The sequence below is a fragment of the Bradyrhizobium sp. CB1717 genome, assembly GCF_029714325.1.
Lineage (GTDB): Bacteria > Pseudomonadota > Alphaproteobacteria > Rhizobiales > Xanthobacteraceae > Bradyrhizobium.
Genome location: NZ_CP121666.1, coordinates 1,516,070 through 1,528,725, shown reverse-complemented (window position 1 = coordinate 1,528,725; position 12,656 = coordinate 1,516,070). Strand labels below are relative to the sequence as shown.

12 protein-coding genes are annotated in these 12,656 nt (G+C 66.3%); 7 read left to right on the top strand and 5 right to left on the bottom strand.

All coding sequences use genetic code 11. The features are described 5' to 3' along the window. Nucleotides 1-106: 106 nt before the first annotated feature. The gene (wrbA, locus tag QA649_RS07195; protein WP_283023573.1) at nt 107-706 is read left to right on the top strand and encodes an NAD(P)H:quinone oxidoreductase; all 600 of its coding nucleotides are present in this window, start codon (nt 107-109) and stop codon (nt 704-706) included. A 77-nt stretch (nt 707-783) separates the two neighbouring features. Continuing rightward, entirely contained in the window at nt 784-918 is a 135-nt protein-coding gene (locus QA649_RS07190) for a hypothetical protein (RefSeq protein WP_018648458.1), read from the top strand. Nucleotides 919-931: 13 nt separating this feature from the next. Here the strand turns inward: QA649_RS07190 and QA649_RS07185 are convergent, their stop codons facing one another. Next, nucleotides 932-1,816 carry a class I SAM-dependent methyltransferase gene (locus QA649_RS07185; protein ID WP_283023572.1) on the bottom strand — a complete coding sequence of 295 codons (885 nt, stop codon included), beginning with the start codon at nt 1,814-1,816 and terminating at the stop codon, nt 932-934. A gap of 104 nt (nt 1,817-1,920) precedes the next feature. Beyond that, nucleotides 1,921-2,397, bottom strand: a complete 477-nt coding sequence (locus QA649_RS07180; RefSeq protein ID WP_128266222.1) for an Lrp/AsnC family transcriptional regulator — start codon at nt 2,395-2,397, stop codon at nt 1,921-1,923. A gap of 122 nt (nt 2,398-2,519) precedes the next feature. Here QA649_RS07180 and QA649_RS07175 point away from each other — a divergent pair, with 122 nt between their 5' ends. After that, a complete protein-coding gene (locus tag QA649_RS07175; protein WP_283023571.1) occupies nt 2,520-3,059 on the top strand; it encodes an alpha/beta fold hydrolase in 540 nt (179 codons plus the stop codon). A 21-nt stretch (nt 3,060-3,080) separates the two neighbouring features. On the opposite strand, the gene QA649_RS07170 is transcribed toward QA649_RS07175, so the two are convergent. Together QA649_RS07170 and QA649_RS07165 are read right to left on the bottom strand one after the other, a co-directional pair. Next, nucleotides 3,081-4,214 carry a GNAT family N-acetyltransferase gene (locus tag QA649_RS07170; RefSeq protein ID WP_283023570.1) on the bottom strand — a complete coding sequence of 378 codons (1,134 nt, stop codon included), beginning with the start codon at nt 4,212-4,214 and terminating at the stop codon, nt 3,081-3,083. A 121-nt stretch (nt 4,215-4,335) separates the two neighbouring features. After that, on the bottom strand, nt 4,336-5,688 hold the full coding sequence (locus QA649_RS07165; RefSeq protein ID WP_283023569.1) for an O-antigen ligase: 1,353 nt from the start codon (nt 5,686-5,688) through the stop codon (nt 4,336-4,338). Nucleotides 5,689-5,971: 283 nt separating this feature from the next. Between QA649_RS07165 and QA649_RS07160 the strand changes: the two genes are divergently transcribed. Beyond that, the gene (locus QA649_RS07160) at nt 5,972-6,958 is read left to right on the top strand and encodes a glycosyltransferase (protein ID WP_283023568.1); all 987 of its coding nucleotides are present in this window, start codon (nt 5,972-5,974) and stop codon (nt 6,956-6,958) included. A gap of 15 nt (nt 6,959-6,973) precedes the next feature. Here QA649_RS07160 and QA649_RS07155 read toward each other — a convergent pair whose 3' ends face one another. Next, complete coding sequence (locus QA649_RS07155) at nt 6,974-8,002, bottom strand: glycosyltransferase family 2 protein (RefSeq protein ID WP_283023567.1); 1,029 nt, start codon at nt 8,000-8,002, stop codon at nt 6,974-6,976. Nucleotides 8,003-8,411: 409 nt separating this feature from the next. On the opposite strand from QA649_RS07155, the gene QA649_RS07150 reads away from it, so the two are divergent. From QA649_RS07150 to QA649_RS07140, 3 genes are all read left to right on the top strand, one after another. After that, entirely contained in the window at nt 8,412-9,212 is an 801-nt protein-coding gene (locus QA649_RS07150; protein ID WP_283023566.1) for a class I SAM-dependent methyltransferase, read from the top strand. Nucleotides 9,213-9,489: 277 nt separating this feature from the next. Further along, on the top strand, nt 9,490-11,856 hold the full coding sequence (locus QA649_RS07145; RefSeq protein WP_283023565.1) for an exopolysaccharide transport family protein: 2,367 nt from the start codon (nt 9,490-9,492) through the stop codon (nt 11,854-11,856). Beyond that, nucleotides 11,849-12,655 carry a WecB/TagA/CpsF family glycosyltransferase gene (locus tag QA649_RS07140; RefSeq protein ID WP_283023564.1) on the top strand — a complete coding sequence of 269 codons (807 nt, stop codon included), beginning with the start codon at nt 11,849-11,851 and terminating at the stop codon, nt 12,653-12,655. Before QA649_RS07145 ends, QA649_RS07140 begins: the two co-directional genes overlap by 8 nt. Nucleotide 12,656: the final 1 nt, after the last annotated feature.

Genomic DNA, 12,656 nt, shown 5'->3' with positions numbered 1-12,656 from the left:
CGAGGTTCTCAGGTGCGCAACTGCGCACCAGAGTTCGATGCCCTGCATCGCCCCGGAACGACGGAGCAATCACGAACACTCAACTCATCACCCAACGGAGACCATCATGACCAAAGTTCTCGTCCTCTATTATTCCGCCTACGGCCACATCGAGGCGATGGCCAATGCCGTCGCCGATGGCGCGCGCGAGGCCGGCGTCACCGTCGACATCAAGCGCGTGCCCGAGCTGGTGCCGGCCGAGGTCGCCAAAGCCTCCTACTACAAGCTCGATCAGGCAGCCCCGATCGCCAAGATCGAGGATCTCGCCAATTACGACGCGATCATCGTCGGTACCGGCACCCGCTTCGGCCGCATGGCCTCGCAGATGGCGAACTTTTTGGACCAGGCCGGCGGGCTCTGGGCCAAGGGCGCGCTGCACGGCAAGGTCGGCGGCGCCTTCACTGCCAGCGCGACCCAGCATGGCGGACAGGAGACGACGCTGTTCTCGATCATCACCAACCTGCTGCATTTCGGCATGGTCGTGGTCGGCATGAACTACGGCTTTGCCGGCCAGATGAAGCTCGACGAGGTCACGGGCGGTGCGCCCTACGGCGCCACCACGATCACCGGCGGCGACGGCAGCCGCCAGCCCAGCGCCAACGAGCTCGCCGGCGCGCGCTATCAGGGACGGCAGATCGCGGAGACGGCCAAAAAGCTGCATGGCTGATGCGACACGGGCGGCATTCTCCTTCGGGAATGCCGCCCCATATGCATGAGCAGGATATTTCACCCAAAGCGAGACGAATGGCTTTCGAACTCTTGTTGATCGCGCAGATGATCCGCAAGCCCGCACAGGCACTGGCGCGGCGCTGGTACTGCCGCAGCCTGTTTCGCGCCTCGCGCGGCCGCTTTCACTGCGCCGGGTGCACGGGATCGTGAGGCGGCAATTCCGCTAGGCCTGCGTGATGTCGGCGTGAGGCTGAACTGACACCACTGGCATGGGCGCCGGCGCGGTCGACAGCCACCAGCCCTCACCGGCAAACCAGCATGTCTCGTCGGGAGCGCCCTCCCGCCGCAGCGACTGTACGCCCTCCCATCCTTTCAGGAACGCCTCGGCCAGTCGCCGGGCGGCATCCGCATCCTGCAATCCCGCACAGCCGATGAACTGGGCGCGGCTGAGGAATTTCGCAGGCCAGATCGCGCCGTCATCCGGGCGGGTGATCATCAACATGCCGCCGAGCGTACCTTCGGGCGCGAGCGGAAACACCAGCCGGCCACCGGGCCGCAGCGCCTCGAGCCATTCCGCCGCCGGCTGCGCCGCGCCCGCGCAGACATAGATCACGTCCGCAGCCGGCAGATCGGATCCGATGCCCGAACGGTCGCGCACGTCGACATGAGCGACATCCTTCAGATTGTCGCGCGCAAGTCCCGCCAGACGCTCGTCGATCTCATAGGCATGAACGCGGCCACGCGGACCCACGAGATGCGCGAGGATCGCGGTGTAATAGCCGCTGCCCGCGCCGATCTGGATCACAGTCTCGCCCTCCCTGACGGCACAGCCGGTGAGCCAGTAAGCGTGTGCACTGGGCATGCCTATATTGAGGCCGCGCGCCGGATCCAGCGCAAGCAGCGCGTTCTGATAGAGGAAGGCGGGATCGTCATCGGGCGTCACGACGTAAGGATGCCCACCAAAAGCGATCGACCACGGCCCGGGCCCGACGAACGGCTCGCGCCTGACGGTCCGAAAGGCCTCCTCAAGCCGGGGATCCGCAGACTTCGCCGCGGTGCAGATCAACTGCGCATAGAATGCGCGATATTTTGCCGAACGATCTTCCATGTCGCCTCCGGAAAACGAGGGCGACGATAGCACAACGGGTGCGGCAACCGGAAGTTTCGACGACTTTGTGACGGCGCGGTGACGTGCCGGCCGTGGATCACACCTCAACTGCGTTCGGTTTTCTTCCTGACGAGGTCCTTGCCGATCGGCCGCGCGGGTTCGCTCCGCAGCACCAGCGAGGTCGTCACAGCGCCGAAACCGGCAATGCGATCGACGATCGTCTCGAGATCCTCCGGCGCCGGAACGAGCACCTTGAGCACGAAGCAGTCATCGCCGGTCACGCGATGGACCTCGATGATGTGGGGAATTTCGCTGAACCGCTTGAGGCAGGTCTTGATGTGCTCGTGCGAGGTGCGCAGGCGCACCAGCGCCATCAGGCCGAGCCCGAGCGCACGCGGATTGATGCGGGCGCCATAGCCTTCGATGATGCCGGCTTCCTCGAGCCGCTTGACGCGTTCGGAGACGGCCGGCTGGGACAGCCCGACGGAACGGCCGAGCTCGGACAGCGGCACGCGCGCATTGGCTTGCAGCGCCTCGAGGATCTTCAGATCCTTGGCATCGATGCTTCCGAAGCGATCCAACAAAATTCTCCCTTCCACCTTGAGATCATCGGCAGATGGTCGATTCCGCCGATGACTTGCCATGTGATGCAGGACCGCGGTCGGTCACACTGCGACGTCATCTCAGATATCACGGGACGTTCATGCACGACATCATCACATTGCCCGGCCTCGGCGGCTCCGGCGACACCCATTGGCAGACGCTGTGGGAGCGCACCGATGCGCGCTTCACGCGATTCCAGCCCGCGAGCTGGGACCAGCCGGACCTCGACGACTGGGCGCAAGCCCTGGAGCGCGCGGTCGCGCGCTGCGCCAGGCCGCCCGTCCTGGTCGCACACAGCCTCGCCTGCCTGCTGGTGGCGCATTGGGCCGCGCGCTTCCCGTCCGCGATTGCGGGGGCCTTTCTGGTCGCCGTGCCCGATCCGGATGGCGGAAATTTTCCCGCGGAGGCCATGGCGTTCAAGCCGGTGCCGGAGCGCGCGCTGCACTTTCCCGCTCTGATCGTCGCGAGCACGAATGATCCATATGGAGCGCTCGAGGTGACGCGGCGGCGGGCGCAGGACTGGCAGTCCGGCCTGATCGTGCCCGGTGCGCTCGGCCACATCAATGCCGCGAGCGGGCTCGGCGACTGGCCGCAAGGACGCGCATTGCTCGACGCCTTTCGCGCAGGCCTTCCAAGGTGACCGCGAAACAGACGGCGCCCGTCAGCGCGCGCCCTTGCCCATCGCCCGCGCGGCAAAGGCGGCGAGCCTGGGGTGACGGCGCAGGCCCTGCGCGGCGTGATCGCGCCAGGCAAAGGGCAGTCCGCGCCAGGACAGCGCGACGCTGGCATCGGTCAGCGGCACCTGCTCGGCGCCAAGGCGGCGCTTGTAGTCCTGATTGCCGACGCTGAGGTCGAAGCGGCGTACGCCCTCGGCATGCAGCGCCGCCATGGTGCGCTCGGTCACGAGCAACCCGGGCGAGCAGCTCGACCAGGACTCGCCTGCGTGGCTGATGCGCAGCAGGAAATAGGTCGCACCGTATCTCACGCCGAGCGTGGTGGCGACGACGGCCTCGTCGCACACCAGCGCCGAGATGACGGCATAACCCTCCGCGACACCCTGGCGCGCCACCTCGCGATAGAACCGGGCATGGGTGTCGTCGTTGAGAACGAAGCGCGAGCCGAGCTTGCGCATCCGCGCCTGCTGCTGGACATCCATCACATCCAGCAGCTCGTGCGCCCGCGCTACATCCGCGGCGATCTCGAACCGCGCACCGGCGTGACGGCTGAAGACGCGCCAGCAGCGCGGCATCTGCATGCGCTTGATCGAGGCCTGATAGGCTTCATAGTCGTCGCCGATGAGCACGAGGTTGCCGTTGACCGAGCAGGATCCGGCGCGGCCGAGCGACACCAGCGGGTTCGGCTTGCCGGCGACCTGCGCCGGCATCTTCTTCAGCCGCAGCAGGTCGAAGCCGTCGGGCAAGGCGCGCAACGCCTCGACCAGCGCCTTGCCGATCGAATCCATCGGCGCAGCATCGAGCGCCAGGATCGGCGCGTTGTTGTCGCAGACGCCGAGGTCGGCGAATTCGACGATGCGGATGCCGCGCCTGACATGGCTAATCATCGGCACGACCGCAATGTCCTTGCCGGTCGCGACATCGGAGATCACGGCGATCAGCGGCGCAACGTCGCCAAAGGCCTCGTACCAGGCACCCAGCCAGTGACCATGCTGGAAAGCGGTGCGATGGCCGGCGTTCAGGCGCGCGGCAGCCTGCCGCCAGTCACGCAGGAAATCGACCGCGATTCCCGACGTGCTGGACACAAGGCCATCTGGCTGCTCGACGCTGAGAAACGTCATCCCCGGGGACATACGATTACTGAATGTTTCGAGATAGATTATGTTTTGCCGCAGACCACAAGCGACGTCGCTGCTTATCGTTAAGCACGTGCAACCACGGCGCCGCGACTGCGACAAGCTGTCAGCGCTGGGGTTCCGTTTGATCAACGCACTGGAACCTTGCGAGGAAGTGCAGGCCGGCGACCGCGAGGGCGAACATGAACCAGATCGGATTCTGCCGTTCGAGCAGGAAGGTCTCGGTGGCGCCGTAGTACAGGCCGAACAGCCAGACGGTCAGGAACAGCTTTGCCAGCGCGCTGCTGCGATTGTGAGCCTGGGCCGACTGGAAATTGCCGAGCGGCGCGAGCACGAAGACGAGGATCACCAGCAGCAATCCCGGGAGGCCGATGGTGACCGCGAGGTCGAGATAGGAGTTGTGGCTATGCGCGGCCGATGTCGCCCATTCGGCGCCCTGGGCGGTCTGCCGCGCGGAGACGTCGTCCCAGAACGCCGCATAGCCGTGACCGATGAGCGGCTTTTCGGCGACGGCCGCGAGCGCGAACTCCCAGATGGCGGAACGGCCGGTGAAGGTGGGATCGAGCGGAAGCAGCCGCGTCATCGCCCCGAGCGCCGGGCTCAGCACGCTGCCGACCGTCAGCAGGTTCATCGCGATCAGCGGCACGAAGCAGATGAGCCGCTTCAGCCACAGGCTGCGTGTGACATAGACCAGCGAGGCCAGCGCATAGATCGCAAGGCACAGCACCGAGGAGGTCTTGCCACCGGTGAAGATCAGGAAGATGCCGGCGAGCACGGCGATCGCCGGCCCCATCACGAACGATCCGACCGCGGACAGGTAGATGCCGACATAGACCAACACGGTCATCACGGGCGAGGCGACGTTCTTGTGGCCGAAGCTGCCGCGCCAGTCGCCGGCGAGCTGCGGCTCGGTGACGTCGAGCGCGGTATGGATCGAATATTGCGGGGCGAGGACAACGCCGAGGTAGCACAGCGCGAGCAGCGCGAGTGCGGCGGCGCCGAGGCACGAATTGAAGCTGCGCTGCGTCGGCGGCAAGAGCGGCAGCAGAACGGCGAGCGAGGTTACGCTGGCCGCGAGCACGAAACGCTGGATCGAGACGCCGCGGCTCTCGGAGAGGACGATGTTGATCAACAGCCAGCCGACCAGACACACATGCAGCGGTGTCACCAGGCTCTTCAGCGCGGGTGCATCCGTGACCGCGACGAGCAGCACCGCAACCGCGGCCAGGAGACCCCAGGCGACATAGGTGAGCGCCATCCGTCCGCCGACGACGGTGGCCGCGTCCTCGTTGCGCAGGTCGGGAAACGGATCGAGCGTCACCAGGATGAGAAGCAGGGCCGCAATCGCGACGAGACAGCGCGCCGCCCGGATGGCGTTCAGCCCGGCAAGGCCCTCGCGCAGGATGTGGCCGAGCGATGGGGCCTCGACGTCGGTGGTGTCAGCGGCGCTGCGATCCATGGCTCAATGCAGGTGGTGAAGCCGGCGGAAGCCTCACGTCCTACCGCATCCCCGTTAACCGTCCGTCAACCAGTGCGGCCGAGCGGCGCTGGCGCGCTCCTCCATATTTCCGCAAGCTCAATGCAGTCGACTTAACGTTACTTGACGAAACCGGCGACGCGCAGATCTCGCCCGCAATGATTTGCCGGCAATGCGAGTATCATCCGGCACGAGCTTTTCGATCGCGGGTCCTGCCAGCGCGCAGATCGCCCCGGTTAACGGATCATTAAGAACGAGCCGCCGCTTGATCACCGCCGAAGACATTCTCGAATTGCCGGCCTCATCTCGCGTGGCGACGCCGGCGCGTCCGCCGCTGCAGGTCGGCTCGACCATTTCGGTGTCCGTCGTCATTCCCGCCAAGAACGTCGCCGCCTATATCGGCGAAACCCTCGCCAGCGCGCTGTCGCAGGGCGAGGTGAGCGAAGTGATCGTCGTCGACGACGGTTCGACCGACGAGACCGTCGCGATCGTTCGCGCCATCCGTGACCCGCGGCTGCGCTTGATGAGCAACGACTCCGCCGGCGTGTCGGCCGCGCGCAATCTCGGCGCGCGGCATGCGGGCGGCGAGTGGCTGCTCTTCCTCGATGCCGACGACCGCCTGCGCCCCGGCGCAGTGGCGGCACTGCTCGCGACGGCGCGCGACGCTCCACGCGCGGTTCTCGTCTACGGCGACTACAACACCATTGACAGCGAAGGACGGCAGATCGGTCGGCGGGACCTGTTGAAAGGGCGCCGCAAGCCCTCCGGCGACGTGCTGGCACGGCTCGCCAGCGGCAATTTCATCGTCAATGGCGGCATCGCGCTCGCCCGTGCCGAGGCCTTCCGCGCCATCGGCGGCTTCGATACCTCGCTCAGATATTGCGAGGACTGGCATTGCTGGTGCCGCCTCGCCGCAATCGGCGAATTCGAGTTCGCACCGAAGCTGCTGCTCGATTATCGCCTGCACACGGCCAACACCATGAACGCGGCGGTACGGACGCCGAAGGATTTCTTTCCCGCGATCGCGCGGGTCTTCGACGATGGGCTGATCCTGGCGAGACTGCCCGCGGGCGCGGCAGCCGGGCTGCGCCTCGCCGCGGAGATTCATCTCGTCACTTATTCGGCGATGCAAGCGGTCCGCTTCGGCAGGTATCGCGACGCCCTTGGCTATCTGGCGATGGTGGGCCGGCGCTCGTTCAAGGCGCTGCCGCGCGCCGCGGCCAGGACAGCTCTCGCCCGCTTCGGCATCTAACCCTTCTCTGCGGCGTCAGGATAGGATCTTCGAGGCTTCATAGGGCTTCGGCTCGATGCCGAATGCTGCCAGCATGGAACCGAACGCGACCAGCGCGGGATGCATGGCGACGACCGTCTTCGAGGTCGCCAGCAGACGTGCCGTACGCAGCAGCGACAGCGGCAGGCGGCCGAGCATCTGCGCGAACACCCGCGCCCGCGCCGCCGCGCTCCGCGCGGCCTTGTACTGCACACGATAATTGATCGCGCCAATGCGCAAGCCCCGCCTGGCGATCCAACCGAAGCTGGTGCGGCTTTGCGGCACGGTCTCTGTGATGACCGCCTCCGCCGTCCAATGAAACAGCATGCCGGCGTCGCGGCACCGCACGAAGAAATCGCAATCGCCACCGCCGAGGAAGTTGAAGCGCAGGTCGAACGCGGGCTTGTCAAACCGCTCAAACGCGGCGCGGGTGATCAGGCAATTGCCGCAGCCATAGATCAGCGGCACCGCGCCGCTGTAGTCGTAGGCCGGGCAAAAGGCGGGATGACGCGCGAGCCACGGCTTGCTGTCGTCGTCGAAGACCGGCAGCACCGGGCCGCCGACGACGTCGGCGCCGGTCGCCTCCGCGGTGCGGACCATCAGCTCGAGCCAGTCGGGTGATGCGATCTCGTCGTCGTCGATCATCAGGAAGCGGGTCGCGGCGGGAAACAGCGCCTGCGCCGTCTCGAACGCGGCGTTGATCGCCTGGCAATTGCCCTGCCGCCGCTCGACGATGCAGATACCCTGGAGCCTGCCGTCGGCGAGATATTCCGCGGCGACCGGCGCGCTCTCGCGCTTTGCCGCGTCGTTCTCGACCATGACGACGGCAAAGGAACGCGGGGTACGCTGGCTTGCGAGCGAGTCCAGCGTCAGCCGCAGATGCTGCGGGCGGCGGAAGCAGGGAATGCAGACGACGATGCCGACCGACAGGTCGATGACGCGCGAGCTCGCGACGATTTCCCGATTGGGATCGCGCACGGCATCCGATATCCGGCTGGCAGACAGGTCTGTCGGGATCAGTGTCATGGCGTTCTAGATGCCCGAGATATGTTGAAAAAGCCCTGCGCCGGTCGCTTGCGCCAAGGCTGTCGTCCCGCGACGGTACAGCGTCGCGGGACAGTTGCGTCTCGAAGTGGACAGCCGGCGCGAGGCGCGAGGTGGCACCACGCAGCGGATCGTCCGACAATGCAGACCCGACGCCATGCACTTAACCGTTTTCACGTGCTTCCCCGGCAAATCCATGCGCACGTGGTACTGCAATTCGCAGTCCATCATGTGCCGGAGGCGCGATGCGGACGATGCCGTAGTTAACGCCCATGCGCATTAACCCGTCCGTAAGCACCACGACCGGTGGAGCGGCGCGGCATCGGATTTGCTCTTCGGGCATGCGAGTTTTTTCCTGTAAATTTGAATAGAACAAGCGCGGTCAGAAAATATGAACAAGCCAGCCACGATCGATTTCGCGACAGCCACGGCGATCGACGCCCCCGCCACCACCTCGCACGTCCAGGCGCTGCATGATCTGGTCCCCGGCGAAGCCCGCGACAGTCTGCTCGCCGTTCACGGCGTGCTGCGTCGCGAGCTGCCACAGGGCCGTCTCGCCATCTATGAAGCCGGCGGCGGCTCGTGCAGCATTCTGCCGCCGGAATTGCTGAGCCGCAGCAAGGTCACCGTCGTCGACATCGACGAGGACCAGGTCCGCAACAACACATATGCGGACGAGGCCATCCTCGGCGACGTGCAGACCTACAGCTTCGGGAGCGAAACCTTCGATCTCGTCATCTGCTACAACGTGATCGAGCATCTGCCCCATGTCGACGCAGCGCTCCTGAACTTCCGTGATGCGCTCAAGCGCGGCGGGATGATCCTGATCGGCGCGCCCAATCCGCGCTCGCTGTCCGGCGTCGTCACCAAATATTCGCCGCACTGGTTCCACGTCTGGTTCTACCGGCACATCCGCGGCATCAAGGATGCCGGCCTGCCCGGCGAGCCGCCGTTCCCGACCTTCTTCCATCCACTGGTGACGCTGCCGCGGCTCGAAGCGTTCGCGGCCGCCAATGGCCTCGAGATGATCTATCGCCGCGAGGTCGAGAGTCCGCGCTATCCCGAGATGCGCCGGCGCAAGCCGCTGTTCGCGGCGCTCGTCGATGCCGGCGCCGCCGTGCTGAACGCCGTGCTCCCGCGCGGCACCGACGTCCGCCGCGGCGATTATCACGTCATCCTGCGGAAAAACTGATCCATGCGCGCGCAGCCACTTGCGAGCCGAGCGGAGCCTCGCGGCCTCGTTGCGCGCGGTAACGAACCGTTAATCTCTGAGGGACTTCGGCGTCACTGCGACGCGTCGAACGGTGGCACGCGCTTAAACGCTTTGTTTGCCATTTCGGTGAATAGTCCCTCAATGAGTATGGTTAATTTTCCCTGTTGCGTTGATTGGGCACCTATATCCCTGGTGCGTGGCGTAAAGCGAAGAGTAACCCCTCAGCCCGCGGCCGTTGGAATGAAAGCTGGGGACGATGCTGGACTATAACCAGCCGATAGATCGGGCGAGACCAGAGGCCCCGCAGCAGAGGCCTGAGGCCGGCTTCAGCGCGCTGGAGCTGGTCAACCTGCTTTGGCGGCGCAAGGTCGCGATTGCGGCCGCCGCCCTGCTCGGCGCGACGCTCGCGGTCACGGTCGGCAAGAGCCTGACGCCTCGCTACACCGCCACAGCCCAGCTCTATGTCGATCCGCGCGAACTCCAGCTCGTCGATCGCGAGCTCACGCCCCGCGCGCAGGACGTCTCCGGCATGTCCATGGTGGTGGAGAGCCAGGCGCGCCTGATCACCTCCAACAGCGTGCTGCTCCAGGTGATCCAGCATGCGGGTCTCGACAAGGATCCCGAATTCGGCGGCGGCGACGGCAAGAGCCTGATGTCGTCGCTGCTCGGGCTGGTCGGCCTGCAGCCCCGCGGGCCCTCCGCCGCGGAAACGAAGGAAGTGCAGCTCGCGGCGCTCGACGCGCTGAACCGGCACATCACGATACGCAAGACCGAGAAGAGCTTCATCGTCGACATCGAGGTCTGGTCGACCGATCCGGCGAAGGCGGCGATGCTCGCCAACACGCTGACCAACGTCTACCTCACGGAGTCCCGCAACTCGCAGGCTTCGGCGGCACGGCGCGCCACCAGCGACCTCTCCAGCCGCCTGAAGGAGCTGCGCGAGCGGCTGCGCAATGCCGAGACCGCACTTGCGACCTACAAGGCGCAGAACAATTTCGTCGGCACCCAGGACGCATTGATCAGCGACCAGCAGCTCTCCGCCAGCAACCAGCGGCTTTCCGCCGCGCGCGCCGCGACGATGGACGCGCAGGCCCGGCTCGACCAGATCGAGGCGAGCCGGCGCACGGCGGCGGATGCCGGCGCAATTCCCGAAGCGCTGCAATCGCCGACGATCGCGAACCTGCGCGCGCAATATGCCGAGGCCCGCAAGAAATATGCGGAGCAGGCCGGCGAGCTCGGCCCGCGCCATCCGGCGCTGCGCCAGACGGAGAAGCAGGTCGAGGATCTCAAGCGAACCATCAGCGAGGAGATTGATCGCTTCGCCCAGTCGGCCAAGAATGATCTGACGCGCGCCCGCGATTTTGAGGCGTCGCTGAACCGCGCGCTTGAAGCGCAGAAGCGACAGAGCGTGCAGCTCAGCCAGGCCGCGGTACGCCTGCGCGAGCTCGAGCGTGAGGCCGATGCCAGCCGCGACGTCTATCAATCCTTCCTCAAGCGCTCGCGCGAAACCGAGGAGCAGGAGAGCCTGAACACGTCGGCCGCCCGCGTCATCGGCGAGGCCACCGTGCCGCAGCGGCGTTCGTTCCCGCCGGCCATGAGCCTGTTCGCCATGATCGGCTTCATCTTCGGCGCCATCGCTGCGTCGGGCTGGTTCGCCGCGGCCGAGCTGCTGTTCGCCGGCGCGCCGGCACCTGCACCCGCTCGCCGTGAGCGCACACCGGCGCCGCAAGCTCCGCGCGCTCAAGAGCCGCCGCGGCCCAGCGAGATTGCGCAGCCGCAGCAGGTCTCGCGAGCTCCGGAGGTCGCGCAGGCTCCGCCGGAAGTTGCTGCGCCACCGCTGCAACCTTCAACGGTCGAAAGACCTCTGATCGAAAAGCCGCTGATCGCGCGCCTTCAGGAAGCCGACGTCATCCACACGCTTGGCGCCATTCTCGCCACCGGCGGCGGCGTCGACCTGACGCGGCTGGGCTGGCCGACGCTGCGTCCCGGCTTCCCCCTGACGAGCCTGCTCAATGCCTGGCGCGACATGCGCGCGGCGGTGGCCCGGCGCGCCGGCGGCAAGGCGATGCCGGTCGTCGCATTGCTCGGTCCCGGCGAGACCACCGGACGCAGCGTGACCGCGCTGAACTTTGCGCTCGCAGCCGCGCGTGACGGCGCCCGCGTGCTGATGATCGATGCCGACCATCTGGCGCATTCTCTCTCGAACAAGATCAACCGTAACGGCAGGAGCGAGCCGAGCAGGCTCGGCTGGCTCTCGAACGGCAGCAAGGCCGCGCGCGAGATCAAGACGGTCAACGGCATCTCGGTTCTGCCGGCCGCCGAAGGCGATGCCGGCAAGGCAGCTGAAGCCATCCGCAAGGCGATCGCGCAGGCGCGCTCCGCCGGCGGCTATGACCTCGTGATCCTCGACGGTCCCGTGACGCCGCTCGCCGCCGGCAGCCGCAAGCTGCTCGACGAGGTCGATGCGCTGGTGGCGGTGCTGCCGACCAGCCTGGACATCAACGACGGCCTGGAGGAGATCCTGAGCACGCTCGGCCGCGCCGAGCGCAAGCTCGTCGGCGTCGTGCTCGACGAGCTCACCCCCGCAACCCAAGCGCGCCAGCGAGGCAGACAATATGCTTGAGCGCCGCGTCAATCTGGACGGACGGGCCGCAACCGCCGACGTGCCACGGATCACCGTCGGCGGCCTCCGCATGGCCGCGCTCGACCTGGAAGCCACCGCCGATTTCATGATCGAGGCCACCGATCCGCAAAATCGCATCGGCCGTCCGCTGTACCTGACCTCGGCCAATGGCGAGGTGCTGGCGCGCTGCTCGACCGAACCGCAGACCGAGCGCCTGTTCCGCGCCGCCGATTTGATCAATGCCGACGGCCAGCCGCTGGTCGCAGCCTCGAAACTGCAATCCTGGTTTCCGCTGCCCGAGCGCGTCGCGACCACGGACCTGTTCCACGTCGTCGCGCGCAAGGCCGAAGCGGTCGGCCGCACCTTCTACATGTTCGGCGCCAGCGAGGCCGAGAACGCCGCGGCGGTCGCCAACGTCCGCAATCTGTATCCGAACCTGAAGATCGTCGGGCACAGCCACGGCTATCTGCGCGGCGAAGCCCTGCGCGCGAAAGTCGAGGAGATCAACGCGCTCGCGCCCGATTATCTCTGGGTCGCGTTCGGCGTGCCCAACGAGCAGGCATTCGTCGAGGAATTCACGCCGCTGCTCACCAATGTTGGCGTTATCAAGACATCCGGCGGCTTATTCAACTTTTTGTCGGGCAGCCGGTCCCGCGCCCCGCAATGGATGCAGAAATTCGGACTCGAATGGGCCTGGCGCACATGGCTCGAACCACGCCGCCTGTTCTGGCGCTATTTGACCACCAACCCCCGCGCGCTCTATCTTCTCTTCAGCCGCAAACGGCCTTTCAATCGCTGAG

What these genes read in the sequence shown, in the direction of transcription:
- QA649_RS07185 (WP_283023572.1), bottom strand. Translation starts at nt 1,816, where the DNA reads ATGGAAGATCGTTCGGCAAAATATCGCGCATTCTATGCGCAGTTGATC.
- QA649_RS07150 (WP_283023566.1), top strand. Translation starts at nt 8,412, where the DNA reads ATGAACAAGCCAGCCACGATCGATTTCGCGACAGCCACGGCGATCGAC.
- QA649_RS07170 (WP_283023570.1), bottom strand. Translation starts at nt 4,214, where the DNA reads ATGACGTTTCTCAGCGTCGAGCAGCCAGATGGCCTTGTGTCCAGCACG.
- QA649_RS07140 (WP_283023564.1), top strand. Translation starts at nt 11,849, where the DNA reads ATGCTTGAGCGCCGCGTCAATCTGGACGGACGGGCCGCAACCGCCGAC.
- QA649_RS07155 (WP_283023567.1), bottom strand. Translation starts at nt 8,002, where the DNA reads ATGACACTGATCCCGACAGACCTGTCTGCCAGCCGGATATCGGATGCC.
- QA649_RS07165 (WP_283023569.1), bottom strand. Translation starts at nt 5,688, where the DNA reads ATGGATCGCAGCGCCGCTGACACCACCGACGTCGAGGCCCCATCGCTC.
- QA649_RS07175 (WP_283023571.1), top strand. Translation starts at nt 2,520, where the DNA reads ATGCACGACATCATCACATTGCCCGGCCTCGGCGGCTCCGGCGACACC.
- wrbA (WP_283023573.1), top strand. Translation starts at nt 107, where the DNA reads ATGACCAAAGTTCTCGTCCTCTATTATTCCGCCTACGGCCACATCGAG.
- QA649_RS07145 (WP_283023565.1), top strand. Translation starts at nt 9,490, where the DNA reads ATGCTGGACTATAACCAGCCGATAGATCGGGCGAGACCAGAGGCCCCG.
- QA649_RS07190 (WP_018648458.1), top strand. Translation starts at nt 784, where the DNA reads ATGGCTTTCGAACTCTTGTTGATCGCGCAGATGATCCGCAAGCCCGCA.